The organism is Burkholderia sp. Bp9015 (assembly GCF_003853505.1).
In the GTDB taxonomy this organism is placed as follows: Bacteria; Pseudomonadota; Gammaproteobacteria; order Burkholderiales; family Burkholderiaceae; genus Burkholderia.
The window spans coordinates 109,516-132,607 of the sequence record NZ_QTPZ01000015.1; the positions used below are offsets into that span (position 1 = coordinate 109,516).

The 23,092-nt window shown below is 68.8% G+C and carries 20 protein-coding genes, 1 tRNA gene and 1 riboswitch; of the genes, 6 read left to right on the top strand and 15 right to left on the bottom strand.

From position 1 onward, the window contains the following. Positions 1-70: 70 nt before the first annotated feature. The 4 genes from DIE12_RS18055 (at position 71) to DIE12_RS18070 (ending at position 4,662) form a co-directional block, all read left to right on the top strand. Positions 71-460, top strand: coding sequence for a DUF2946 domain-containing protein (locus tag DIE12_RS18055; RefSeq protein ID WP_044848540.1), 390 nt, complete (start codon positions 71-73; stop codon positions 458-460). Between the two features lie 127 nt (positions 461-587). Then, positions 588-2,936 carry a TonB-dependent receptor gene (locus DIE12_RS18060; RefSeq protein ID WP_124521674.1) on the top strand — a complete coding sequence of 783 codons (2,349 nt, stop codon included), beginning with the start codon at positions 588-590 and terminating at the stop codon, positions 2,934-2,936. Next, complete coding sequence (locus DIE12_RS18065) at positions 2,924-4,183, top strand: sialidase family protein (protein ID WP_124521676.1); 1,260 nt, start codon at positions 2,924-2,926, stop codon at positions 4,181-4,183. The genes DIE12_RS18060 and DIE12_RS18065 overlap by 13 nt, the downstream gene beginning before the upstream one ends. Then, positions 4,180-4,662, top strand: a complete 483-nt coding sequence (locus DIE12_RS18070) for a TlpA family protein disulfide reductase (RefSeq protein ID WP_124521678.1) — start codon at positions 4,180-4,182, stop codon at positions 4,660-4,662. The genes DIE12_RS18065 and DIE12_RS18070 overlap by 4 nt, the downstream gene beginning before the upstream one ends. Positions 4,663-4,742: 80 nt before the next feature. Here DIE12_RS18070 and DIE12_RS18075 read toward each other — a convergent pair whose 3' ends face one another. The 7 genes from DIE12_RS18075 to pepN all read right to left on the bottom strand — a co-directional run bounded on the left by DIE12_RS18075 (position 4,743) and on the right by pepN (position 12,639). Beyond that, positions 4,743-4,997, bottom strand: coding sequence for a GlsB/YeaQ/YmgE family stress response membrane protein (locus DIE12_RS18075; RefSeq protein WP_044848544.1), 255 nt, complete (start codon positions 4,995-4,997; stop codon positions 4,743-4,745). Between the two features lie 232 nt (positions 4,998-5,229). Then, positions 5,230-5,442, bottom strand: coding sequence for a hypothetical protein (locus tag DIE12_RS18080; protein ID WP_124521680.1), 213 nt, complete (start codon positions 5,440-5,442; stop codon positions 5,230-5,232). Continuing rightward, positions 5,439-7,184 carry an FAD-dependent oxidoreductase gene (locus DIE12_RS18085; protein WP_124521682.1) on the bottom strand — a complete coding sequence of 582 codons (1,746 nt, stop codon included), beginning with the start codon at positions 7,182-7,184 and terminating at the stop codon, positions 5,439-5,441. Before DIE12_RS18085 ends, DIE12_RS18080 begins: the two co-directional genes overlap by 4 nt. Before the next feature lie 175 nt (positions 7,185-7,359). Next, positions 7,360-8,169, bottom strand: coding sequence for a LuxR C-terminal-related transcriptional regulator (locus tag DIE12_RS18090; RefSeq protein WP_124487805.1), 810 nt, complete (start codon positions 8,167-8,169; stop codon positions 7,360-7,362). Positions 8,170-8,358: 189 nt separating this feature from the next. Next, positions 8,359-8,434 (bottom strand) — tRNA-Thr (locus DIE12_RS18095). A 209-nt stretch (positions 8,435-8,643) separates the two neighbouring features. Further along, positions 8,644-9,657: a class 1 fructose-bisphosphatase gene (locus DIE12_RS18100; protein ID WP_124487806.1), complete on the bottom strand. Its 1,014-nt coding sequence runs from the start codon at positions 9,655-9,657 to the stop codon at positions 8,644-8,646. 288 nt (positions 9,658-9,945) lie between these two features. Then, positions 9,946-12,639: an aminopeptidase N gene (gene pepN / locus DIE12_RS18105; RefSeq protein ID WP_124487807.1), complete on the bottom strand. Its 2,694-nt coding sequence runs from the start codon at positions 12,637-12,639 to the stop codon at positions 9,946-9,948. A gap of 186 nt (positions 12,640-12,825) precedes the next feature. Between pepN and DIE12_RS18110 the strand changes: the two genes are divergently transcribed. Further along, complete coding sequence (locus DIE12_RS18110; protein WP_124487808.1) at positions 12,826-13,527, top strand: DUF4136 domain-containing protein; 702 nt, start codon at positions 12,826-12,828, stop codon at positions 13,525-13,527. 52 nt (positions 13,528-13,579) lie between these two features. On the opposite strand, the gene DIE12_RS18115 is transcribed toward DIE12_RS18110, so the two are convergent. The 8 genes from DIE12_RS18115 to DIE12_RS18155 all read right to left on the bottom strand — a co-directional run bounded on the left by DIE12_RS18115 (position 13,580) and on the right by DIE12_RS18155 (position 21,622). Then, complete coding sequence (locus tag DIE12_RS18115) at positions 13,580-14,152, bottom strand: TMEM165/GDT1 family protein (RefSeq protein WP_044848551.1); 573 nt, start codon at positions 14,150-14,152, stop codon at positions 13,580-13,582. A 78-nt stretch (positions 14,153-14,230) separates the two neighbouring features. Then, a riboswitch (yybP-ykoY riboswitch) is annotated at positions 14,231-14,368 on the bottom strand. Between the two features lie 94 nt (positions 14,369-14,462). After that, on the bottom strand, positions 14,463-15,779 hold the full coding sequence (gene guaD / locus DIE12_RS18125; protein ID WP_044848552.1) for a guanine deaminase: 1,317 nt from the start codon (positions 15,777-15,779) through the stop codon (positions 14,463-14,465). Then, a complete protein-coding gene (locus DIE12_RS18130) occupies positions 15,776-16,204 on the bottom strand; it encodes a hypothetical protein (protein ID WP_124487809.1) in 429 nt (142 codons plus the stop codon). Before DIE12_RS18130 ends, guaD begins: the two co-directional genes overlap by 4 nt. A 27-nt stretch (positions 16,205-16,231) precedes the next feature. Next, entirely contained in the window at positions 16,232-17,257 is a 1,026-nt protein-coding gene (locus DIE12_RS18135; protein ID WP_044849230.1) for an adenosine deaminase, read from the bottom strand. A gap of 18 nt (positions 17,258-17,275) precedes the next feature. Then, complete coding sequence (gene xdhC / locus DIE12_RS18140) at positions 17,276-18,280, bottom strand: xanthine dehydrogenase accessory protein XdhC (protein ID WP_124487810.1); 1,005 nt, start codon at positions 18,278-18,280, stop codon at positions 17,276-17,278. 614 nt (positions 18,281-18,894) lie between these two features. Continuing rightward, complete coding sequence (locus DIE12_RS18145) at positions 18,895-19,407, bottom strand: disulfide bond formation protein B (protein ID WP_124487811.1); 513 nt, start codon at positions 19,405-19,407, stop codon at positions 18,895-18,897. Between the two features lie 149 nt (positions 19,408-19,556). Beyond that, complete coding sequence (locus DIE12_RS18150; protein ID WP_124487812.1) at positions 19,557-20,933, bottom strand: amidase; 1,377 nt, start codon at positions 20,931-20,933, stop codon at positions 19,557-19,559. Further along, on the bottom strand, positions 20,930-21,622 hold the full coding sequence (locus DIE12_RS18155) for a GntR family transcriptional regulator (RefSeq protein WP_124487813.1): 693 nt from the start codon (positions 21,620-21,622) through the stop codon (positions 20,930-20,932). The genes DIE12_RS18150 and DIE12_RS18155 overlap by 4 nt, the downstream gene beginning before the upstream one ends. A 279-nt stretch (positions 21,623-21,901) precedes the next feature. Between DIE12_RS18155 and DIE12_RS18160 the strand changes: the two genes are divergently transcribed. Further along, a complete protein-coding gene (locus DIE12_RS18160; RefSeq protein WP_124487814.1) occupies positions 21,902-23,089 on the top strand; it encodes a gamma-glutamyl-gamma-aminobutyrate hydrolase family protein in 1,188 nt (395 codons plus the stop codon). Positions 23,090-23,092: the final 3 nt, after the last annotated feature.

Genomic DNA, 23,092 nt, shown 5'->3' on the forward strand with positions numbered 1-23,092 from the left:
ATCACACCCTGCACAATCGGCAACAATCGGGCCGCTTGCTATACTTGCGCGCACTTTTTCCTGGACCGCGATGAAACGAACGACGCGATGGATCGGCCTCGTATGGCTGGCGCTGGTACTGAACGTACTGTCGCCCGTCGTCGGCTACGCGCGTCTCGCATCGAGCGGTTCCGGCGGGCTCACGCTCGAGTTGTGCAGTGCGGCAGGCGCTCGTGAGGTCGTCCTCGCGCAGTCCGGCGACGACCGCGGCGCGGCGTCGTTCGATCATGCCGGCGTGCCGCACTGCGTGTACTGTCCCGGCTTCGCGGCGAACGTCGCGCTCGGCACGAGCCTGCCCGCGTTGCCGGGTTTCGTGCGCGCGTTCGCGTACCGGGCGGCCGCCCCGGCCGTTCCCGATGTTCCCCGCACGGGCATCCGTCTCGCGCAGCCGCGCGGTCCGCCTGAAAACGTCCCGATCTGATTGATATCGTTCGCGCGCCGCGGTGGCGCGCGTGCCGCCCGCGGCCCGGTCCGCGCGCCGTGCCGTCTGCGCGCGGCGCGTTGGCTTGCGTGCGGCGGCGTCCGGTCACGTTTTCAGGAATTCATCCATGTCGTTCACCTTCGCCGCGCGGCCCTCGCGCGGCCGGCTCGCGCTTGCCTGCGCGGCCGCTTTTGCCTGGCCGGCCGCGCAGGCGGCTTCGATCGATGGCGCATCCGCCGCGCCGGTGCCCGCCGGCGCCGGCAACCCGGCCGGCCGTGCCGCACCGGTCGCCGCGCTCGCCTCTGCGGGCGACACGCTGACCGCCGTCAGCGTCACCGCAAGCCGGCAACCCGTCGATCCGGATACGCCGGCCGTCGTCGAGTCGATCACGCGCGAGCAGATCGACGCGCATACCAACGTCACCACCGAGGACGCGCTGAAGTACGCGCCCAACCTGATGGTTCGCAGGCGCTACATCGGCGACCGCAACAGCGTGTTCGCCGGCCGCGACTTCAACGAACTGCAGAGTGCGCGCGGGCTCGTGTACGCCGACGGCCTGCTGCTGTCGAACCTGCTCGGCTCGAGCTATGCGTATCCGCCGCGCTGGTCGCTGATCGCGCCCGACGATATCGCGCGCGTCGACGTGCTGTATGGCCCCTTTTCCGCGCTGTATCCCGGCAATGCGATCGGGTCGACCGTGCTGCTGACGACGCGGCGTCCCGACAAGCTCGAGGCGTCCCTGTCGACGCAGTTCTTCACGCAGCGCTATCACGACGGCTACGGGTTCGCGGACAGCTTCGGTGGCAATCACCAGACCGCTCGGATCGCGAACCGCGTCGGCAAGTTCTGGTTCTCGCTGTCGCTCGACCGGCTGGAGAACGACGGCCAGCCGATGCAATATGCGAGCCCCAACGCCGCCTACAACCCGCGGCTGGGGGCCGCGGTGCCCGTGACGGGCGCGGCCACCGACATCGGCCCCAACGGCAAGCCGCGCACGATCGTCGGTGCGCAGAACATCGAGCGGACCGAGCAGCTCAACGAGACGGTCCGGATGGGCTATGCGTTCACGGACCGCGTCGACGCGACGCTGACGCTCGGGCACTGGGAGAACCATTTCCGGCAGCACGGCGAAACCTTCCTGCGCGACGCGGCCGGCAATCCCGTGTACGGCGGCAACGTGTCGCTCGGCGGCCGGAACGTGACCGTCGCGCCGAGCGCGTTCGCGCCGCAGCGCGGCGACCAGGAGAACTGGCTGTACGCGCTCGGGCTGAACGGCCGGCTCGATTCGGGCTGGCGGCTGTCGGGCGTGGTTTCCGCCTACGACGTGTCGCGCGACGTGCTGCGCGCGGCATCGACCGTGCAGGGCGGGGCGGGCACGCTGTTCCAGGGCGACGGCACGGGCTGGCGCACGCTCGACCTGAAGGCCGAGGCGCCGGAAGTGAAGGGGCACACGCTCACGTTCGGCTATCACTACGACAACTACTTCCTGCGCAACGTCACGTACAACACGGCCGACTGGCTGGCCGGGCCGACCACGTCGCTCGCGAGCGTCTACCGGGGCGACACGCGCACGCAGGCGCTGTTCGCGCAGGACGCGTGGCGTTTCGCGCCCGGCTGGCTCGCGACCCTCGGCCTGCGCTACGAGCGCTGGGGTGCGTACGGCGGCGCGCTCGGCAACGCGAACGGCACGCTCGGCTACGCGGACCGCGGCGCGAATGCGCTGTCGCCGAAAGTCGCGCTGCAATGGGACGCGACGGACGTCTGGCGTTTCCGGCTGTCGTTCGCGACCGGCACCCGCTTCCCGACGGTCGGCGAGCTGTTCCAGGGCACGATCTCGAACAACGCGATCGTCAACAACAACCCGAACCTGCGGCCGGAAAAGGCGATCGACTGGGACTTCACGGCCGAGCGCGACGTGGGCGTCGGCGTCGTGCGCGCGAGCGTGTTCCAGAGCGACCTGCGCGATTCGATCTACAGCCAGACGACGGTGTCGGGCGCGTCGACCGTCACCAACATCTCGAACGTCGATCGCGTGCGCGTGCGCGGCGTCGAGCTCGCGTTCAGCGGCCAGAACGTCGGGCTGCGCGGGCTCGACATCGACGCGAACGTGTCGGCGAGCAACGCGCAGACCCTGGCCGACACCGCGAATCCCGCGTACGTCGGCTCGCGCTTTCCGCGCATCCCGCGCATGCGCGCGAACCTGCTCGCGTCGTACCGCTTCGACGAGCACTGGCTCGCGAGCGTCGGCGTCCGCTACTCGGGCCGCCAGTTCAACACGCTCGACAACAGCGACGTGAATCCGGACGTGTACGGCGGCACGAGCATCTTCACGGTCGTCGACCTGAAGGCGCGTTACCGGTTCGATCGTCACTGGACTGCGTCGGTCGGCATCGACAACCTGACGGACCGCCGCTACTACGTGTTCCATCCGTATCCGGGCCGCACTTTCTTTGGAGAACTGAAATGGTCGCTGTGAAATCGCTCGCGGCAGGCTGCGCGCTGTGGCTCGCGGCGCTGTCGCCTGCCGGCGCGCACGACGCGCCGAAAGCCGCCGATCCGCATGCGGCGCACATGAGCATGCAGGCCGCACCGGCGCAACAGAAGCAGCCGCTCGCGACCGGCGCCGCGTTCGACGCGCGGCACCGGCTGTGGGTCGCATGGGTCGAAGGCGCGCACGTCGTCGTCGCGCACTCGGACGATGCGGGCCGCACGCTGTCCGCGCCCGTGACCGTCAACGCGATGCCCGAGCCGATCTACACGAGCGCGGAGAATCGCCCGAAGATCGCGACGAGCCCGGACGGTCGCGCGGTGTACGTATCGTGGTCGATGCCGCTGGATGCGCCGTACACCGGCATGGTGCGCTTCGTGCGTTCGCTCGACGGCGGCGCGACCTGGAGCGTGCCGGTCACCGTGCATCGCGACCGGCAGGCGATCACGCACCGCTTCGACATGATGGCGGTCGATCCGGCCGGCAACATCGCGATCGCGTGGATCGACAAGCGCGATCTCGTCGCGGCGAAGGCGGCGGGGCAGGCGTACGAAGGGGCGGCCGTCTACTACGCGGTGTCGCGCGACGGCGGTGCGTCGTTCGAGCCCGAGCGCAAGGTGACGGATCACACGTGCGAATGCTGCCGCATCGCGATGGCGATCGATCCGGCCGGGCACATCGAAGCCGTGTGGCGCAACGTGTTCCCGGGGCAGATCCGCGACCATGCGCTCGCGGTGTTGCCCGTTTCGGCATCGGAGTCCGTCGTGCCGGTGCGTGCGACGTTCTCGAACTGGCATGTCGAGGCTTGCCCCGAGCACGGGCCGGCGCTCGCGATCACGCCGGACGGCACGCGCCATCTTGCGTGGTTCGGCGTCGTCGACGGCCGCGCCGACGTGTTCTATTCGCGCATCGGCGCCGATGGCCGGCCGAGCGGCACGCCGTGGGCGTTCGGCGCGAGTCCGGCGGTGCCGGCCGAGCAGGCATCGCATGCGGCACTCGTCGTGCGCGGCGAGGTCGTCTGGCTCGCATGGAAGGCGTTCGACGGCGACACGATGCAGATCAAGCTGCGCCGCTCGGACGATCGCGGCGAGCACTGGTCGGCGCCGCGCGTGATCGCGTCGACGTCGGGCGCGAGCGACAACCCGCAACTGCTCGACGATGCGGGCCGCATCTACCTGTCGTGGCGTACGCGTAACGACGGCTACCGGCTGATTGCCGTGGAGGGGGCGCAATGAAACGGCTGATCGTGTTGATCGGCGCCGTGTTCGCAAGCCTGCCGGGATGGGCTGGCGGACTGCAGCCGCTGCGCGCGGCCGAGGTCGCGAAGGTGTACGCGACGGCGCACGAACGGCCGCTCGCGGTCGAGATCTGGTCGCTCGATTGTGGCTACTGCCGCGAGAACGCCGCGCATCTGGTCGCGTGGCAGCGCCGCCATCCGGACGTGCAGCTCGCGATGGTCTCGATGGACGCGTACGACGACAACGGTGCGGCAATCGCACAGGCGCTCGCGCAAATGAACCTGCCGCCGCAGGTCGCGCAGTATGCGAACGCCGAGCCGATGCCCGAGCGTCTGCGGGCGGCGCTCGATGCGGGATGGCGGGGAGAGATGCCGCGTACCGTGTGGGTTGGCCGCGACGGCGCACGCGATGCGCGCAGCGGCTTGCTGACGACCGACGTGCTCGACGGCTGGTTGCAGCGCGGCAAGCGCCGCTGAAACGGACGGCGGCGGGGATGCCCCGCGCGCCGCTTCGATGCGACAAACGAAAGCGCGCCCGAAGGCGCGCGAGAAGATCGTCAGGCCGCGCGCCTGAACAGCCGGATCACGAACAGCAGGATCACGGCGCCGATGACCGCGACGATCACCGAGCCGATGAAGCCGCTGCCGAGGGTGATGCCGAGCAGCCCGGCCAGCCAGCCGCCGATCACCGCGCCGACGATACCGACGATGATGTCGACGATCAGGCCGAACCCGCCGCCCTTGACGAGCACGCCCGCCAGCCAGCCGGCGATCGCGCCGATGATGAGCCACATAATCAAGCCATGAGTCATGGTGATCCTCTCCTTGTGTTGAGTCGAAATGACCGGACGTCGGCTGTTTCACCGCAAGCTGCATGAAGCGGCATGCGACCCGCCGCGCCGCCCACGCAATGTAACGCGATAGACGGGTCGGAATCGTTAAGTAATGTTATGCACCCTTAACGGGTTTTTCCAGAGGATTCGTCTGTCATTCGAAATGAATCTGTAAGGAGGGGCCGCACGATTGTGCGTCATGCGTCCTGCGTCATCGTCCGTGCGTCGGCGCCGGTGTGCCCGTGCCGGGCAGGCCGTCGCCGGCGTCGGCAATCAGGCGGGTGACGGTTGCCGTATCGCCGATCGCCTCTATCGCCAGCAACGCGAAGCGGGCGAGAAAGAGCGCCGCATCGGTTTCGCCGATGCCGGTCATCGTGCGGCACAGGTCGGTGTAGAGGATGTCGCGTTCGGTATCGGTGATCATGCGTGCTCCTGAATGTTGGCCGACGTGCGCGGGTGCAGCGCGCGTTCGAGTGCGGCGGTCACGTCGGCGGCGCGTGCATCGTGCCAGCGGCCGAGCACGTGTCCGTCCGGACGTACGAGATAGACGGTGCCGTCGCGCGCGCCGTACAGGTCGAACAGCCGGCCGTCGGCATCGTAGCCGCCGCATCCTGGCTGTTGCGGTGCCGCGTGCCGTGCAAGCGTGACCAGCGCGAACGGTATGCCGGCGTCGTGCAGGTTTCGTTCGAGATCGGCGAACGACGGATCGGGCGCACCGTCACGCATGAAGCGGAACGCGGTGAAACGCGGACCGACGAGATCCGTCAGGTGGCCGCGTCGCATGCCTTCGTCGGTGCCGATGTCGCCCGACGCGTGCAGCATCAGCGGACATTCCGCGAGTACCATGCCGGGCGACGGCCCGGCCGAAAACGCATCGCGCTCGTCCGCATTGAGCGGTGACGCCGTGTAGGCGATGGCCGACGTCTGGCGCGGATTGATCAGCGAACGCAACGCCGGATGCCGGACCGCGAGCGTCAGCACGGCCTTGCGCATCAGGTCGAACGCGAACGACGGCGGCGCCATGAACTCGGTGCTCTTGGTGCCGTAGCGCAGGTTCTCGTGCGTCGCGAACACGCGCTCGTCCGAATAGCTGTCGAGCAGCGCGTCCGACGCGAGGCCGCGAATCGCGTACGCGAGTTTCCACGCGACGTTGTCGGCGTCGTCGATGCCCGAGTTCGCGCCACGCACGCCGAAGATCGGCACGAGATGCGCGGCGTCGCCGCAGAACAGCACGCGGCCGTGCCGATAGCGTTCGAGCGTCAGCGCGTTCGCCTTGTAGATCGTGATCCAGATCGGCGACCAGTCGCCGCGCTCGCCCATCATGTCGAGCAGGCTCTGCACGCGCGGGATCACGTTCTCGGGTTTCACGGCCGCTTCGGGATCCTCATCGTCGCGCAGCTGATAGTCGATCCGCCATACGTTGTCCGGCTGCTTGTGGACGAGTACCGTCGAGCCGGGGTTCGACGCCGGGTCGAAGTACGCGAGCCGCTCGGTCGGCCGGTCGCTGTCGAGCGCGATGTCGACGATCACGTAGCGGCCTTCATAGCTTGTGCCCTGCAGCGACAGCCCGAGCGCATCGCGTATCGTGCTGCGCCCGCCGTCGCTTGCGACGACCCAGTCGGCATCGAGTGCATAGCGGCCGAGCGGCGTATCGACGTCGAGGCGCGCGCCGGCCGGGTGCTGCGTGACGCCCGCGACTTTCGTTTGCCAGCGGATCTCGATGAGCTCGGGGCGGCGCAGCGCGGCATCGAGCAGGAACTGCTCGATGTGATACTGCGCGAGGTTCAGCATCGGCGGCAGCTTCTGGTTCTCGTCCTGCGGCATCGTGAAATGCAGCACTTCGTCGTGACGATGGAAGCTGCGTCCGCTGCTCCACGGCAGTCCGACGCGCATGAAGCTGTCGAGCGCGCCGAGCCGCTCGATGATCTCGAGGCTGCGTCGCGAGATGCAGATCGCGCGGCTGCCGTGACAGACCGAATCATCGGCTTCGAGCAGCACGCTGCGGATGCCGTGATTGGCGAGGCCGAGTGCGACAGCGAGGCCCACCGGGCCGCCGCCGACGATCGCGACGCGGTGCCGCTGCGTATCGACGCCCGCGCTGCAGGTCGGCAGGTGCGGGGGATGACGCACGGCGACGAACGGGTAGGGTTTGAATTCGATGCCCATCGTTGGCTTCCAGGTTGCGCTGATCGAACGCGCACGCTCGGCGACGCGATGCGTGCGGCAGGTTGGATGCAGTATGGAAGCCGCGCCGGACACCGCTGTCCCCATTCCGGGTACGGCGAACGGCTGGCGGCGGGCCGGGATTTACCCCGACGCGTTCAGGATCGGCAATCGAAGTTCAGGGTTGCAGGCACAGCGCGAACAGCTGGCGCTGGCTCGAGATGCCGAGGCGCCGGTACGCGCGCTTCTGATAGGTGACGACACTCGAAGCCTTCACGCCGATCGTCTCGCCGATCTCCTGTGCGGTCTGGCCTTCGAGCACGCCGCGCAGCACGTCGAGCTCGCGCTTGGACAGTGTCGGGCATGCGCCGCGCAGCCGCGCGAGCATCTGTAGCGGGATGCCGATCTGCGCCGAGCCCGCGAGCGCATAGTGATGCTGCGCGGCCTGCGCGATCAGCGGTGCGAGCGTTTCGATGGCCGTGATCTCGCGCGGCTGGAACGTGCCGCTGCGGTGCGCGCGATACAGATTGATCGACAGCCAGGTCGAGTCGTTCGGCTGCATCAGCAACGCGAGGCGATCGGAGACGTCGGGGCCACGGTAGCAGGCCGTGCGATACGCGTCGTGGCCGATCTCGTCGCCGGCCTGCTGATGCAGCAGCACGTCGCGGCGCTGCGTGCGGCGACCGGCGGCCGAGACGATTCGCTGGTTGCCGTCGAGCGCATAGAAATGGCGCGCATAGGTGTCGGCAACGTCGCGCAGGTAGCGGCCGCCGCGATGGTCGGCGACCGAGACGGTGCGCGGCCGGTTGCCGAACTCGTACGCGAAGATCGTGCACTGCGTGACGGCCAGCGCATCGTCGAACAGCTTCAGGATTTCTGCGGCGAACGCGTTCGGCTCGCTGCCGCCGATCGCGGCGACGAGACCGGTTGCACGGGACACGTCCAGTTGTCCGCTGAGGTTCGGTCGCTCGAGACGCCAGGTGCGCATGATGCTGGGGAGGGGCGGGTGGTCCGGCGATTGTAATCGGCGGCGTGCGGTGCGGGAGTCGGGGGATGCCCGCAAGCGGAAATGACGGTGAGGGTGGCGCACGACTTCGCGCATCGGAGATCGTGGCTGGAATTGCGGCCGGAAAAGAGAAAAGGCCTGACAAGCGATGCTTGTCAGGCCTTTATATCTTGGTGCCGGAGATAGGAGTCGAACCTACGACCTTCGCATTACGAATGCGCTGCTCTACCAACTGAGCTACACCGGCAGCAGAGAAATGAAATTATATGGTCAAATCCGAGATCTTGGCAATAGGTTTTGCGAAATTTTTTTCAGCTTGCTGCTGCTGCTTCGCGAAACCCTCGATCCGGCGGACTTCCCGCTTTCACTTCACTGCGATGCAGCCTGTCAGGGCCACATCGCGAAGGCGCGATTGTACTGACGTCTCGCACCTCCGTCTAGTGCTGCAGTGCAAATTTATTTGCCTTCGTTGTGATAGCCGGTCACGCGCTCGACTTCGTTCTTCGAACCGAGGAATACCGGCACGCGCTGGTGCAGGCCGGTCGGCTGCACTTCCATGATGCGCTGCGTGCCCGTCGTCGCGGCGCCGCCCGCCTGTTCGACGATGAACGACATCGGGTTCGCTTCGTACATCAGGCGCAGCTTGCCCGGACGATCGGGCGTGCGCTTGTCGGCCGGGTACATGAAGATGCCGCCGCGGTTCAGGATCCGGTGCACGTCGGCCACCATCGACGCGATCCAGCGCATGTTGAAGTTGTCGCCACGCGGGCCTTCCTTGCCGGCGTTCAGTTCGTTGACGTAGCGCTGGACCGGTTCGTACCAGTGGCGTGCGTTCGATGCGTTGATCGCGTATTCGCGCGTATCGGCCGGGATCTGCATGTTGCTTTGCGTGAGCACCCACGAGCCGACTTCGCGGTCGAGCGTGAAGCAGTTCACGCCGTTGCCGGTCGTCAGTACGAACACGGTTTGCGGGCCGTACACCGCGTAGCCGGCCGCGACCTGCTCCGTGCCCGGCTGCAGGAACGATTCCTCGGTGGCCTGTTTGCCGTCCGGGCAGCGCAGTACCGAGAAGATCGTGCCGATCGACACGTTCACGTCGATGTTCGACGAGCCGTCGAGCGGATCGAACACGAGCAGGTATTCGCCGCGCGGGTAGTTCGCGGGGATCGGGAAGAACGTTTCCATTTCCTCCGATGCCATCGCGGCGAGGTTGCCGCCCCATTCGTTCGCGTCGAGCAGGATCTCGTTCGACAGGATGTCGAGCTTCTTCTGCACTTCGCCCTGGACGTTCTCGCTGCCGGCGGTGCCGAGCGCCTCGCCGAGCGCGCCCTTCGACACGTTGTAGCTGATCGCCTTGCACGCGCGGGCGACGACTTCGATCAGCAGGCGGAGGTCGGCGGGGAGGTTGTTGGTCTCACGCTGCTGCTCGATCAGGAACTTGGACAGCGTGGTGCGGCGGGCAATGGACATGACAGACTCCGAGAGGCCAAAGAATCCTTGAATTGCCGCAATTTTACCCGGCGCGCCTCCCGAGCCGCCGCCTTTTTTCGTCCGGTTACATGGTCGGTCGGCCGGTCCGGCCGGGTTCCGGCGTGCCCGGAGCGGCGGATCGGCCCGGCAGCGGCGGTAAAACCGGGGGGCCGAACGCATGGTCCGGCTCCCGTTCCGCCAACCTTCAGACGACAAAAAAGCCGGCGCCGCAACGGGGCGGCACCGGCTTCGTCGCGCTGGCGCGCGCGGCGAGTCGCGTGCGTGACGTTACGCGAGCGCCTTCTCGACGATCTCGCGCACGTCGCGCGATTTGGCACCGGCCGCGACCTGCTCGAGCGCTTCGCGCATCCGGTCGCGCAGCGCCGGCGTAAAGCGGCGCCACAGTTCGAGCGAGCGGGCGAGGCGCGCGGCGACCTGCGGGTTGATCGCGTCGAGCGCGAGCACCTGTTCGGCCCAGAACGCGTAGCCCGAGCCGTCCGCCGCGTGGAATTGCGCCGGGTTCGCCGCGCAGAAGCTGAAGATCAGCGCGCGCGCGCGGTTCGGGTTCTTCAGGTTGAACGCGGGGTGGGCCATCAGCGTGCGGACCTTCGCGAGCGTCGGCTGGGCCGGCGTGCCGCGCTGCGCGGCCTGCATCGCGAACCACTTGTCGATCACGAGCGCTTCCTTTTCGAAGCGGCGGTAGAAGTCGTCGAGCGCGCGCGCGGCCGCGTCGTTCGCACCGGCCGCCGCGGCGGACAGCAGTGCGCCGAGCGCGGCGGCGCGATCGGTCATGTTGTTCGCCGCGTCGTACTGCGCGGTCGCGATGCGCACGGCGTCGGCCGGATCCTCGAGTTCGGCGAGATACGCGAGCGCGAGGTTCTTCAGCGCGCGGCGGCCGGAGGCTTCAGGCGTCGGCTCGTACGCGCCCGGCGTCTGGTGCTGCTCGTACGCGGCGAGCCACTCGGCGCGCAGCGCGGTCGCGAGCTGGCGGCGCACGAATTGGCGGGCGCGATGCACGGCGGCCGGATCGGCTTCCGCCATCTGGTCGGCCAGATAGGTTTCCGACGGCAGCGTCAGTGCGAGCTCGCGGAACGCGGGCGACAGGTTTTCATCGGTCAGCACGCGGCGGAACGCGGCGACGAAATTCGCGCCGAGCGTGAGCGGTTCGTTCGCGGCGGCGCGCGCGGCGAGCGTCAGCAGCGCGCGTGTCGCGAGGCGCTGGCCGGCTTCCCAGCGGTTGAACGGGTCGCTGTCGTGCGCGAGCAGGAACGCGAGGTCGTCGTCGCCGTAGTCGTATTCGACGATCACCGGCGCGGAGAAATTGCGCAGCAGCGACGGCAGCGGTTCCTGCGGCACGTCGACGAACGTGAAGGTCTGCTCGGTGTCGGTGAAGTCGAGCACGCGCGTCGTGCCCGATGCGGCGGCTTCGCCGTCGAGGCGCAACGGCAGGTCGCGGCCGTCGCGGCCGATCAGGCCGATCGCGAACGGAATCAGCAGAGGCCCCTGCTGCGTCTCGCGCGCGGCCGGCGACGCGTCGCCGTAGCCCTGCGCGAGCGTGACCGTGTAGCGGCGCGCAGCCGCGTCGTACGCGGTGCGCACCGACACGCGCGGCGTGCCGGCCTGGCTGTACCAGCGTTCGAATTGCGCGAGGTCGCGCCCGTTCGCGTCGGCCATCGCGTGACGGAAGTCGTCGCACGTCACCGCTTGACCGTCGTGGCGCTGGAAGTACAGGTCCATCCCCTTGCGGAAGCCGTCGCGGCCGAACAGCGTCTGGTACATCCGCACGACTTCCGAGCCTTTCTCGTAGACGGTCATCGTGTAGAAGTTGTTGATCTCGACGTAGCTTTCCGGACGCACCGGATGCGCCATCGGGCCCGCATCCTCGGCGAACTGCAGCTGGCGCAGCACGCGCACGTCCTCGATGCGCTTGACCGCGCGGGCCGCCGACTCGACGTCGTCGCCCGCGGCCATGTCGGCCGAGAACTCCTGGTCGCGGAACACGGTCAGCCCTTCCTTCAGGCTCAGCTGGAACCAGTCGCGGCAGGTCACGCGATTGCCGGTCCAGTTGTGGAAGTACTCGTGGCCGACCACCGATTCGATGTTCGCGAAGTCGGTGTCGGTCGCGGTCTCGGGGTTCGCCAGCACGTACTTCGTGTTGAAGATGTTGAGCCCCTTGTTCTCCATCGCGCCCATGTTGAAGTCGCCGACCGCGACGATCATGAAGCGGTCGAGATCGAGCTCGAGGCCGAAGCGCTTTTCATCCCAGCGGATCGAATGGATCAGCGAATCCATCGCGTGACGGGTCTTGTCGAGATCGGTCGGTTCGACCCACACCTGCAGCAGCTTTTCCTTGCCGGAGCCGGACGTGATCTTCTCCTCGATCGCGACGAGCTTGCCCGCGACCAGCGCGAACAGGTAGCTCGGCTTGCGGAACGGGTCCTCCCATTTCGCGAAGTGGCGGCCGTCGGCCAGTTCGCCCGAGTCGACGAGATTGCCGTTCGACAGCAGCACCGGGTACGCGGTCTTGTCGGCGCGCAGCGTGACGGTGTACGACGCCATCACGTCGGGGCGGTCGAGGAAGTAGGTGATGCGGCGAAAGCCTTCGGCCTCGCACTGCGTGAAGAAGTTGCCGCTCGATACGTACAGGCCGGACAGCGTCGTGTTCTGATCGGGCGCGCACGCGCTGTCGAGCGTAAGCTCGAACGCATCGGGCACGTTTTCGACGGTCAGCCCGTGGTCGTGCGCGCGCACCGGACCATACGGCGCGCCGTCGAGCCGTGCGCCGAGGAATTCGAGCGCTTCGCCCATCAGCTCCAGATGCGGGGTGGGCGCCGCGTCCGGATTGCGGCGCACGCGCATCGTGTTCCTGACGATCGTGCGGGCCGGCGCGAGATCGAATTCGAGTGCGACGGAATCGATGAGGAAGGCCGGCGGCGTGTAGTCGGCGCGGCGGATCACGGTGGAGGAGGCGTTGTCGGACATGGTCGTCGAGATCGGTGGAGTGGGGATCGGGCCCGCAGCGCGGGCCGGCTGAACCGGGCCATTGTACAAAGGCTTGCGGCCGCGTGCCGTGCGAACTTTTTACCGGTTCCGGCAGTCCGCGTATTATCGGCATCCCGTGCGGTTCGCGCGGTGCGACGAACGGGTGACGGATCGACGAGGATCGACATGAAACACGAATGGATTCAACGCGGTGCGGGCTGGGCGGCGGCCCTGTGCGTGGCGCTGCTGACGGGCTGCACCAGCTACGTGACGACCCAGGTCACGGCCTTCTCCGACTGGAGCGGCAGCGACGCGACGCGCACTTACGCCTTCACGCGCACCGACGCGCAGAAGCACAGCATCGAGCAGTCGACCTACGAGCCGATCGTCGCGAACGAACTGTCCGCGTATGCGTTCCGCCAGGTGCCGGCCGCGCAGGCACGCTATCTGGTCGGGCTGGCCTACGGGGTCGGCAGCGATCTGGTGACGGTGCCGCAGCCGGTCTACTACGACCCGTGGTTCATGGGGCCGGGGCCGTACTGGCGGGGCGGGCCGTGGGGCCCGTGGGGGCCCTGGGGGCCGATGCCGGCCGGCTACGTCGCGCAGACCTACCAGGTGTTCGACTACACGCTCGGGATCCGGATCACCGAGCGCGCGACCGGCAAGGAGGTCTATAACGTGACCGCGCGCACCACGGGCGACAACGGCGCGCTGCTGTATGCGATGCCGTTTCTCGCGCGCAGCGCGCTCGCCGATTTCCCGTTGTCGAACGGGGCGATCCGCACGGTGCGGCTGCCGGTCGACAAGCGCGGCGGGCCGGCCGCGCCGGCCGCCAACGAGCGCGCGGTGCCGGCGGCGCCGGCATCGGGTGCGGCGGTCGCGAAGTGACGCGGTATCGACACCGGCGCGGTCGCCCGGCCGCGCCACTTGCCTGCGTGCGTCAGACGCCGACGCCCAGCAGTGCCAGCGCCCCCAGCACGACGAACAGCACGGCCGCGATGCCGTGCACCAGCTTGGTCGGCAGGCGGTGCGCGAAACGGTCGCCCAGCAGGATCGCGGGCACGTTCGCCAGCATCATCCCGAAGGTCGTGCCGGCCACCACGCCGATGTAATCCTGGAAGCGCGCGGCGAGCGCGACGGTCGCGATCTGCGTCTTGTCGCCCATTTCCGCGAGGAAGAACGCGACGAGCGTCGCGCCGAACACGCCGAGCCGCGAGCGGTTCGCATTGGCTTCGTCCGCATCGAGCTTGTCCGGCACGAGGATCCACAAGCCCATCGCGATGAACGAGAACGCGAGCGCCCAGCGCATGATCGACGGCGTGACGAGAATGCCGAGCCATTCGCCGAGCGCACCGGCGAAGCCGTGGTTCACGACCGTCGCAACCAGCACGCCGAGTATGATCGGCACGGGCTTGCGATAGCGCGCGGCCAGCACGAGGGACAGCAGTTGGGTCTTGTCGCCGATTTCAGCGAGGGCGACGGCGCCGGTGGAGATCAGGAAGGCTTGGGACACGTATGGGGTTCCACGGGCCGATGTTGTGCGTGCGAGCGACGATCCGCCGCGCGCCGGGCCCTGATGCGGCGCGCAGTGAACCATCGGTCTCGCCAGGCCTTGGTGGCTGCGTCCGCCATGGCCGAACGGCCAAGTCTGTTGACGGACGCCTCCGTCACGATGCGCGCCGGGGGCGCGGGACATCGAGCGGAGCGGCTACTCCCCAATGAGCGGCGAATTCTAGCACGGCGCGTGCCGCACGCGGTGAATTCGACGGCTCCGGCATGCGCCGCAGCGCATGCCGGAGCAGGGTGGGGCTCAGGTGCGCCGGTTACGCGGCGGCGCGGCGTGCGGCACCGCGCTCGTGCACGAGCCGGCCGGCCGCGTACGTGCGGTACACGGCGCGGTCGTCGCCGAGCAGCGCGAATGCGAACAGCAGTTCCTCGAGCGACTCCGCGCGCTTCGTGCGGCGTGCGAGCAGCGGCGTGGCCTGCGGGTCGAGCACGACGAAGTCGGCTTCGGTGCGCGGCGCGAGCGTGCCGACCGTGTCGGCGAGATCGAGTGCCTGCGCGGCGCCGGCCGTCGCGAGCCAGAACATCCGCGTCGCGCTCAGGTGGTGGCCCGACAGCCGCGCAACCTTGTGCGCCTCGTTCATCGTCTGCAGCATCGAGAACGACGTGCCGCCGCCGACGTCGGTGGCGAGCGTGACGGGCACGTCGTATTCGCCGGCCTTGTCGAAGTCGAACAGCCCGCTGCCGAGGAAGAAGTTCGACGTCGGGCAGTGCGCGACGACGGTGCGCGTCTCGGCCATCCGGCGACGGTCCTCGTCGTCGAGATGGATGCAGTGGCCGTACACCGCGCGCGGGCGCAGCAGCCCGTAACGATCGTAGATGTCGAGATAGCTGCGGTGGCCCGGGAACAGCTCGGCCGCCCATTTCACTTCGTCGACGTTTTCCGCGACGTGGCTCTGCACGAACACGTCCGGATGGCGGCGCGCGAGTTCGCTGCACGCCTCGAGCTGCGCCTCGGTGGAGGTCGGTGCGAAGCGCGGCGTGAGCGCGTACATCTGACGGCCCTTGCCGTGCCAGCGGCCGATCAGCTCGGCGCTGTCGTCATAGCCCGATTGCGCGGTGTCGCGCAGGAACTCGGGGCAGTTGCGGTCCATCAGCACCTTGCCCGCGATCATCCGCAGGTCGCGCGCGTCGCTCGCCGCGAACAGCGCGTCGGCCGACTGCTTGTGCACGGTGCAGTAGACGAGCGCGCTCGTCGTGCCGCACGCGAGCAATTCGTCGACGAAGAAGTCGGCGACTTCGCGCGCATGTTCCGGATCGCCGAACTGGCGCTCGGTCGGGAACGTGTACTTGTCGAGCCACGGCAGCAGGCCGGGGGCCGGCGACGCGATCATGTCCGTCTGCGGATAGTGGATGTGCGTATCGATGAAGCCGGGCACGATCAGCTTGTCGCGCAGGTCGTGGACGACCGCGTCGCGTGCGAGCGTCGCGGCCAGCCGTGCATGCGGGCCGGCCGCGACGACCTTGCCGTCATCGACGATCAGGAGGCCGTCGGTCTCGTGGTTCGCGGCCTGGCTCGATTGCGCCGGGTCGCCGTTGAAGGTCAGCAGCTGGGAACGGAAAGCGGTTTGCGTCATGACGAAGGGTCCTGCATCAAGGTAAGGCGAACAGAAGAAAACGGTCGGTGCCGCGCGGGCGACGACGCGGCGGGGGCGGCCCGGGCTTGCGCGATGCGGCGAGCCGCGCAGGCGGCGCCGCGCGCTGCGCTCGCGCACGCAAGCGCGGCGGCCGTGGCCGCGATGGCCGACGTACCGGCGGACAGCGCCGCAATCGCGATGGCGATCGCGATCACGGCGACCGGCTCGCCGGCGAGCGGCATCGCGAGCCGCAACAGTCGTTGTACGACGCGCAGCGACAGGCTGCGGCGCGCGACGACGCACACCGCCGTCGCCACGCGTACGACGGACGCGATGCCGGCCTGCGTGCCCGGCGCACGCAGGCGGCCGGTGCGGCACAACGCCGGGCCGGTCGTCGCGAAGCGGATGTCGTTGCGGTGTTTCATCTGTCTAGCAGACCTCGATGCCGGCCGTCACGCGGCCTGCCAGTACGAATCGAGACGCGCAATCAGCGCATCGCGCTGCGCGGCGTCGACGAACGACGCCTCGAAGCCGTTGCGAATCACCGCGTGCACTTCGGCGTCCGTCAACTGCAGTCCGTCGACCGTCGCGAAGTAGTTGTCGTTGACGTAGCCGCCGAAATAGGCCGGATCGTCGGAGTTGATCGTCACCGCGACGCCGCGATCGAGCAGCGCCTTCAGCGTGTGCTTCGCCATGTCGTCGAACACGCACAGCTTCAGGTTCGACAGCGGGCATACGGTCAGCGCCGTGCGCGTGCGCGCGAGGCGTTCGACGAGCGCCGCATCCTCGATGCTGCGCACGCCGTGGTCGATCCGGTCGACCTTCAGCACGTCGAGCGCTTCGTAGATATACGCGGGCGGGCCTTCCTCGCCCGCATGCGCGACGAGCTTCAGCCCGAGCGCGCGCGCCTTCTCGAACACGCGCGCGAACTTCGTCGGCGGATGGCCGAGTTCGGACGAGTCGAGCCCGACGCCGATCAGCCGATGGCGATAGCGTTCGAACAGCGGCAGCGCGGCGTCGAACGTCGCGAGCGCATCTTCTTCCGGCAGGTGGCGCAGGAAACACAGGATCAGCTTGCTCGACAGCCCGCGCTGCTCGGCATCGGCGAGCGCGCGGTCGATGCCGGCCACCACCGTCTCGATCGGCACGCCGCGTTCGGTGTGCGTCTGCGGGTCGAAGAACAGCTCGGTGTGGACGACGTTGTCGGCGAGCGCGCGTTCGCAATATGCGGCCGTCATGTCGTAGAAATCCTGCTCGGTCAGCAGCACGCTCGCGCCGGCGTAATAGATGTCGAGGAACGACTGCAGGTCGGTGAACGCGTATGCGGCACGCAGCGCGTCGATCGATTCGTACGCGAGCTTCACGCCGTTGCGCTGCGCGAGCGCAAAAATCAGTTCGGGCTCGAGCGAGCCTTCGATATGGATGTGCAGCTCCGCTTTCGGAGCGCGGGCGATCTTGTCCTTGAATGTCGGGGTCATGGCGTTGTTCTTGGTCGGTCAGAAGGTGGGGGAAGCCTGCACGGGTGCGTTCGCCTCGACGGCCTGCAGCAACTGCGCGGCCACCGAGATCGCGATCACTTCGGGTGCCTTGTCGATGATGCCTTCGACGCCGATCGGGCAGCGCATCCGCGCGACCTGGGCCGGGTCGATGCCGATCGCCGCCAGCCGATGATCGAACTGCGCGCGCTTGGTATGCGAGCCGGTCATCCCGAAGTATGCATAGTCGCCGCGCCGCAGGATGCGCTCCGCAAGCATGAAATCGAGTGCGTGGTCGTGCGTCATCACGACGAAGTACGCGTGCGGCGGCGCCGTGTCGACGGCATCGGCCGGGCTGGCAAGCGCGTCGATCGCGAGATTGCCGATCCCGGCGAGTGCCTCGGCCGGCGGGAACACCGCATCGGGGCCGTCGATCCAGCGCACGTGGCACGGCAGCGTTGCCAGCACCTTCACGAGCGCGGTGCCGATGTGCCCGGCGCCGAACAGTACGACGGGGAACGCATACGGCGCGATCGTTTCGGTCATCAACGCTACACCGCCGGTTTCCCACAGCAGGCAATCGGCACGCGCGGCCGGCGATTCGGGCTCGCTCAGCAGCGGCGCGCCCGGCGAGGGGCCGAATGATACGCTACGCACGGTCGCGGCGCCCGCCGCGACGCGCTTCGCGAGCGACATGATCCAGCCGAGATCGCCGACGTCGAGCCGCTCGAACGCGAGCACGACCGCGCCGCCGCAGCACTGGCCGAGGCTCGGGCCGAGCGCGAGCCGTTCGAGCCGGCGCGCGTGGGGCACGTGCGCGCCGTCCTTCAGCAGGTGCCGCGCTATCTCGATCGCCTTCCATTCCAGATGACCGCCGCCGATCGTATGGCGGGCCGTGTCGCGCGTGACGAGCATCTTGGTGCCGGCCTCGCGCGGCGCGGAGCCGTCGGTATGCGCGACCGTCACGAGCACGGCCGCTTCGCCGTGTGCGAGCAGTTGCTGCAGATCGCCGAGCCAGGCTTCCATCAGCACGCTCCGTTCCGGACGATTCGGCACGACGCGCGGCGCGGGCTGGCGGGCGCGGCGGCAACGAGGACGGACGGGAGCGAGGCGGGCCGGCCGCACGACGGGTTCAGTGCGGTGGCCGTGCGCCGAAGGCGCGCGCGAACGACGCCGCGCAACGTGCGGACGCCATGAGGGTGACGGATGCGGATGGTTTGCGTTGTCATGATGAATCCAGTCGACATTGCGGATCGGGCGCGCGTTACGCAGGAGGTGAGACCGCCTGGCCTCGCGCACGTAGATCGCCATCCAGTCGTGAAGATAGCACCGCAAGGCGGCGGGAACATTGCCGGGCGGTGATCCGGGCTATCAGACGGCGATCATGTCGATCATAGGCCCGCCGCGCGGGATCGGGGCGCCGACGCGCGGGCGTCGGGCCGAAACGCATGCGTGGCGGGGCGTGCGCGCGGATGTCGCGCGACGCGCGTTCGCCCGGGAATCGGGACGGCGGCGGGGATAGGTGTTTACGCGCGGCCGGCAGGTGCGGCCGCATCGGGGTCGCGCCGGTGTCGTGGGCCTAGCCGGACGAAGCGGCCACGCGGCCTCGACCGGTCGGCCGGATCGCGCGGCGCGGCCGGTCAGCCCGCCAGCTTGCGGCGATGGCGCCAGAGGCTCGAGGCGACGGCAATCAGGATCACGGCGAAGCCGATCAGCGCCCAGCCGGGCAGTAGGATCCCGAAGATCGGCGGGTAGACCGTCTCGCACAGGCCGGCAACCTTGAACATGCCGGGGAACCACTGGGCGGGCGGCAGGCTGTCGACGATCGGCTGCAGCGTGTCGAAGCCGCAGCTGAAACCCGGATTCATCTGGATCGACAGGTGCCGCGCGGCGGTGCCGACGCCGCCGGCCGCGGCGATCGCGATCAGCAGCTCGAGCACCCAGATGCCGCGCCAGTTGCGCATCCCCGCGGCCAGGAACGCGAAGATCCCGATCGCCGCGAAGAAGTAGCGCTGGATGATGCACAGCGGGCACGGATCTTCGTTCTTCACGTACTGCAGATACAGCGCGCCGGCCAGCAGGGCGATGCACACCCAGCCGAGCAGCATCAGCAGGCGGCGTTCACGGCGGAGTGCGAGCGTGGAGTCGTTCATGTCGGCGGGATTCCTGTCGTTGGTCGGTCCGATAAACAATCGCGCGATTTTAGCGCGAACGATCTGGCACGAAACTGACAGCGCGCGTGCGGCACCCGGCCGCCGCCGCTTCGTCCGGTCCATAGCCCGCCGTCATGCCGCGCGGGCGGTCACCGGATCGTGTTCAGCACGGCCTCGGCCGCCTGGCCGATCGCGAGCAGCGCGTCGTCGCGATGCGGCGCGGCCGCGAGCATCAGGCCGACCGGCGCCGCGTCGCGCGGATGGCACGGCAGCGACAGCGCGCATGCGTCGAGGAAGTTGAAGGCGCTCGGATTGCGCAGGATCAGCGCATTGGTGCGCGTGAACGCGGCGTCGTCCGCTTCGAGTTCGGCGATGCGCGGCGGCACGACCGGCACCGTCGGCGCGACGAGCGCGTCGAAGCGCGACCAGACGGTGTGTGCCGCTTCTTCCAGCATCGCGTGGCGGGCGGCGAGCAGGTCGAGATAGTCGGCCGCGCTCGCCGGCTCGCCCTTCAGGATGCGCGACAGCACGCGCGGGTCGTATTGGTCGCGGTGCTGCGCGAGCAGGGGGCGATGCCACGCGTACGCCTCGATCGGCGAGAAGCCGAAGCGGTTGATGTCCGGCAGCCGGTCGAGCGCGGAAAAGCGCACTTCAGAGACGATCGCGCCCGCGGCTTCGAGGTGCTTCAGCGATGCGTCGAGCGCGGCGGCGACGTCGGCGTCGACGCCGTCGGTCACATAATTGGTCAGCACGCCGAGCCGCACGCCTTCGAGCGGCCGCGCGGCCGGCACGTGCGGTTCGAGGCCCGCGAGCATCCGGTCGACGAGTGCGCAGCAGGCAACCGTCAGGCCGATCGGGCCGAACGAGTCGAGCGTGGTCGACAGCGGCACGCCGCCTTGCGTCGGGATCCGGCTCGCGGTCGGCTTGAAGCCGGTCAGCCCGCACAGGGCGGCCGGGATGCGGATCGAGCCGCCGGTGTCGGTGCCGAGCGCGACGGCGGCCATCCCGTCGGCGACGGACGCGGCCGCGCCCGACGACGAGCCGCCGGAAATCCGTGCATCGCCCGGCACGTCGCGGTGGTACGGCGAGCGAGGATTGCCGAAGTGCGGATTCAGCCCGAGCCCCGAGAACGCGAACTCGCTCATGTTGGTGCGGCCGACCAGCACCGCGCCCGCGCGCTTGAGCCGCGCGACGGCGACCGCGTCGGCCCTGGCGGGCGGCGCCCCGTCGAGCACGCGCGAACCGGCGCGCGTCACCTGGCCCGCGACGTCGAACAGATCCTTCACCGATACGGGGATGCCCGCGAGCGGCGACAGCACGGTGCCCGCGGCACGCAGGCGGTCGTGCGCGTCGGCGGCCGCGCGCGCGTTGTCGGCGTCGACTTCGGTGAAGACGGCGGCACCCTGGCCGGCCGGATCGGCGATCCGGTCGAGCGCGACGTCGACGAGCGCGCGGCTCGTGGTCCGGCCGGCGGCGAGATCGGCGGCGAGCTGGGCGAGCGGAGGGAAGGGCGTGAAGGTGGTCATGGGCGGCTCAGGGGGCGAAGGTGTTGGACAAGGGTGGCGCGAAACGAATCGATGTGGCGCTCGACGGCCGTGCGTGCGCCGGCGGCGTCGCGCGCGGACAGCCGCTCGAACAGTTCGCGGTGTTCGTGCTGGACGTCAGACAGGTGATGCGGCTCGGACAGCGTGACGAACCAGAAGCGCAGCGAGCGTTCGTGCAGCGCGCGCAGGATTTCCGCGAGCACCGTGTTGCGTGCCGCCGCGGCGATCGTCTGATGAAGCGCGCGGTCGAGCTCCATCATGCCCTCGACGTCGTGCGAGTCGACGCAGGCCTGGCCGTCGTCGAGCAGCGCGGACATGCGGGCGAGATCGTCGGGTGTTGCATGGCGGGCGGCGAGTTCGACGCAATGCGCTTCGTTGATGCGGCGCACGTCGGTCACCGCGACGATGTCGTCGAGCGACAGCGGTTGCACCATCAACCCCTTGCGCGGCATCACGGCCAGCAGCCCTTCGAGCACCAGCCGGTGGACGGCCTGATGGACGGGCGTGCGGCCGATGCCGGTGCGGGCCACGAGGTCGGCTTCGTTGAGCGCGGCGCCCGGCTTCAGGCGCATCGTGATGATGTCGCGCTGGATCAGCGCGTACGCGCGGTCGGCGAGGCTGACCGCCGATGCGGCGGGCCGGTCGTGGAGGGCGTCGGTCAGGGCGTTCATGCAGGCGGGGGCGCGGTGGTCGGACGGGGCGCGGTCATGGCGCGGGCGATCGGGCAACGTGGACGATCCGTGAATATTATTGTGATATATCACTGATGTCCAGTTTGCCCGGACGACCGTCGATACCGCCGGATGGAGGCCGGCGGCACGCCCGGCGGGGGATGCGACGACTTGCAACAATTTCGACAGGATGTTGCAGGTTTACCGCGCGATCGTGCACTGAAGCATAATGAATCCTCGTCAATCCAATACGCGCGAGCGACGTACCAGACCATCGTCATGAGCGAAAACACGCCTCCCCCGGCCGGTCTGCCCGGCACTTCTTCCGCTTCCACCGATTCCCCTCGTTCCGGTCCGGCGCCCACGCCGGAGGCGCCTGCCACGCAGGCTGCCGCTGCGCAGGTCGTCGCGGCGAATGGCGCAGCACCGGTCACGGCGGCGGCCGAGCCGGGCGCCGCAGGCACGGCGGGTGCCGCCGCCGAAGGCAGTGCAGCGCCGCCGAAACCCGGTGCAGCGCCGCCCGGTTTCGGCGCGCAGCCCGATTTCGACACGCCGCGCCCGCCGCCCGCGAATGCGCAGAACGTGCCGCCGGCTTACCTGAAGCAAAGCGACACGCCGTGGTCGGTATTCGGCCGGATCGTCGCGGCGCGCGCACGCCGGCTATTCGATCGCGCCGGCCAGCGGATCACTCAGCGCACGCTGCGCATCGGCGTGTCGGCGCGGATCTTCCATCCGGAGCCCGGAGCGAAGGGGCTGCGCGGCAAGACGCTGCAGTATCTCGAGGAATCGATCGCGCACTGGGTGATGTCGCGCGACGTGCTCGTGTTCATGATCCCGACCGTCGGTCACCAGGGCATGCTGCACCCGAGCAACATCCGCCTGCGCGACTACGCGAAGCATCTCGACGGCCTGCTGCTGCAAGGCGGCGCCGACGTGTCGCCGCAAACGTACGCGGCGTCGGACGCGCGCCCCGAATGGCCGGGCGACCGCGTGCGCGACATGTACGAGCTCGAGCTGTTTCACGAGTTCGTCGAGTCCGGCAAGCCGGTGCTCGGCGTGTGCCGCGGTTGCCAGCTGATCAACGTCGCGTTCGGCGGGTCGCTGTACCAGGACATCGCGACCGACGTACCGACCGCGAACGCGCACGTGAGCGAGCATTACGACCAGCATCGCCACGCGATCCGCTTCCCGGACTCGTCGACGCTGGCGAGCATGTTTCCCGGGCGCAGCGAAGCGATCGTGAACTCGATCCACCATCAGGCGATCCGCGATCTCGGCCGCGATCTGAACATCGAGGCCGTGTCGGCCGGCGACGGGATCATCGAAGGCATTCGCTACCGGCGCGCGCCGTTCGTCGTCGGCGTGCAATGGCACCCGGAGTTTCATCGTGCGGGCGGCGCCGAACTGCTCGACTGCACGCCGCTGCTCGATGCATTCCTGCGCGCGGCACGCGAAACGCGCCTGTAGGCG

Bases quoted from the DNA above. Each gene is read 5' to 3' on its own strand.
- DIE12_RS18055 (WP_044848540.1), top strand. From the start codon at position 71: ATGAAACGAACGACGCGATGGATCGGCCTCGTATGGCTGGCGCTGGTA.
- DIE12_RS18060 (WP_124521674.1), top strand. From the start codon at position 588: ATGTCGTTCACCTTCGCCGCGCGGCCCTCGCGCGGCCGGCTCGCGCTT.
- DIE12_RS18065 (WP_124521676.1), top strand. From the start codon at position 2,924: ATGGTCGCTGTGAAATCGCTCGCGGCAGGCTGCGCGCTGTGGCTCGCG.
- DIE12_RS18070 (WP_124521678.1), top strand. From the start codon at position 4,180: ATGAAACGGCTGATCGTGTTGATCGGCGCCGTGTTCGCAAGCCTGCCG.
- DIE12_RS18075 (WP_044848544.1), bottom strand. From the start codon at position 4,997: ATGACTCATGGCTTGATTATGTGGCTCATCATCGGCGCGATCGCCGGC.
- DIE12_RS18080 (WP_124521680.1), bottom strand. From the start codon at position 5,442: ATGATCACCGATACCGAACGCGACATCCTCTACACCGACCTGTGCCGC.
- DIE12_RS18085 (WP_124521682.1), bottom strand. From the start codon at position 7,184: ATGGGCATCGAATTCAAACCCTACCCGTTCGTCGCCGTGCGTCATCCC.
- DIE12_RS18090 (WP_124487805.1), bottom strand. From the start codon at position 8,169: ATGCGCACCTGGCGTCTCGAGCGACCGAACCTCAGCGGACAACTGGAC.
- DIE12_RS18100 (WP_124487806.1), bottom strand. From the start codon at position 9,657: ATGTCCATTGCCCGCCGCACCACGCTGTCCAAGTTCCTGATCGAGCAG.
- pepN (WP_124487807.1), bottom strand. From the start codon at position 12,639: ATGTCCGACAACGCCTCCTCCACCGTGATCCGCCGCGCCGACTACACG.
- DIE12_RS18110 (WP_124487808.1), top strand. From the start codon at position 12,826: ATGAAACACGAATGGATTCAACGCGGTGCGGGCTGGGCGGCGGCCCTG.
- guaD (WP_044848552.1), bottom strand. From the start codon at position 15,779: ATGACGCAAACCGCTTTCCGTTCCCAGCTGCTGACCTTCAACGGCGAC.
- DIE12_RS18130 (WP_124487809.1), bottom strand. From the start codon at position 16,204: ATGAAACACCGCAACGACATCCGCTTCGCGACGACCGGCCCGGCGTTG.
- DIE12_RS18135 (WP_044849230.1), bottom strand. From the start codon at position 17,257: ATGACCCCGACATTCAAGGACAAGATCGCCCGCGCTCCGAAAGCGGAG.
- xdhC (WP_124487810.1), bottom strand. From the start codon at position 18,280: ATGGAAGCCTGGCTCGGCGATCTGCAGCAACTGCTCGCACACGGCGAA.
- DIE12_RS18145 (WP_124487811.1), bottom strand. From the start codon at position 19,407: ATGAACGACTCCACGCTCGCACTCCGCCGTGAACGCCGCCTGCTGATG.
- DIE12_RS18150 (WP_124487812.1), bottom strand. From the start codon at position 20,933: ATGACCACCTTCACGCCCTTCCCTCCGCTCGCCCAGCTCGCCGCCGAT.
- DIE12_RS18155 (WP_124487813.1), bottom strand. From the start codon at position 21,622: ATGAACGCCCTGACCGACGCCCTCCACGACCGGCCCGCCGCATCGGCG.
- DIE12_RS18160 (WP_124487814.1), top strand. From the start codon at position 21,902: ATGAGCGAAAACACGCCTCCCCCGGCCGGTCTGCCCGGCACTTCTTCC.